1 protein-coding gene is annotated in these 945 nt (G+C 76.2%); it reads left to right on the top strand.

Features of this window, described 5'->3' with window-relative positions; translation table 11 throughout:
• On the top strand, positions 1 to 945 hold a 945-nt coding region (locus FV222_RS27420; RefSeq protein WP_147816289.1), incomplete at both ends, for a DUF4159 domain-containing protein.

Below are 945 nucleotides of genomic sequence, written 5' to 3'. Positions count from 1 at the left end.
CTCGACGGCTTCGGGGCGCTCGGCACCCCGCCGGCCTCCGCCACCGCCGTGCCGGCCGACTACGCCGACCGCGCCTCGGCAGAGCATCCGCCGGGCTTCTACGGCCCCGCCGACGGCGGCACCGCCGTGAACGCCCTCCGGCCCGACGACCGCCTCAAGGCGCTCGACCTCGCCGCGCTCTCGGGCGCCCGCACCGGCACGCTCGCCGGGGCCGAGACCCTCGACCTGCGCCCGAGCCTGTTCACCCTGGCGCTTCTGCTGCTGGTCCTCGACACGCTGGCGGGCCTCTGGCTCGGCGGCTTCCTCAACCGCGGCTCAGGGAGCCTCGTCGGCCGCCTCCGTGGCCGCCCGGCGATGCTCGCGATGGCGGGCCTGCTCCTTCTCGGAGCTTTTGGCGGGCCGCCGGCGCGGGCCGAGGAGCCGCCGGCCAACCGCCCGAACGGCATCGAGTCGGCGCTGGTCACGCGCCTCGCCTACGTCGTCACCGGCGACGCGGCGATCGACGAGGCGAGCCGGGCCGGCCTGACCGGTCTGACCCAGATGCTCGCCGCCCGCACCGCCCTGGAGCCGGGAGAGCCCGCCGGCCTCGACCCGGCCAAGGACGAGCTGGCGTTCTATCCGCTGATCTACTGGCCGATCGCGCCGGGCCGGCCGCAGCCCTCGGAGGCGACGATCCGCCGGGTCGACGCGTTCATGCGCAACGGCGGCACCGTCCTGTTCGACACCCGCGACGCGCTCACGGCCCGGGCCGGCGGCCCGCCGACCCCGGAGGCGGCGTACCTGCGCAAGATGCTGGCGACGCTCGAGATCCCGGAGCTGGAGCCGGTGCCCTCCGACCACGTGCTGACCAAGGCGTTCTACCTCGTCGACACCTTTCCCGGGCGCTACGCCACCGGCCAGACCTGGGTGGAGGCGCTGCCGCCGGCCGCCGAGGGCACCGAGCGC

The sequence above is a fragment of the Methylobacterium sp. WL103 genome, assembly GCF_008039885.1.
In the GTDB taxonomy this organism is placed as follows: domain Bacteria; phylum Pseudomonadota; class Alphaproteobacteria; order Rhizobiales; family Beijerinckiaceae; genus Methylobacterium; species Methylobacterium cerastii.
Note: the sequence above shows the minus strand (reverse complement) of the source record. Positions and strands in the feature narration are given on the sequence as shown.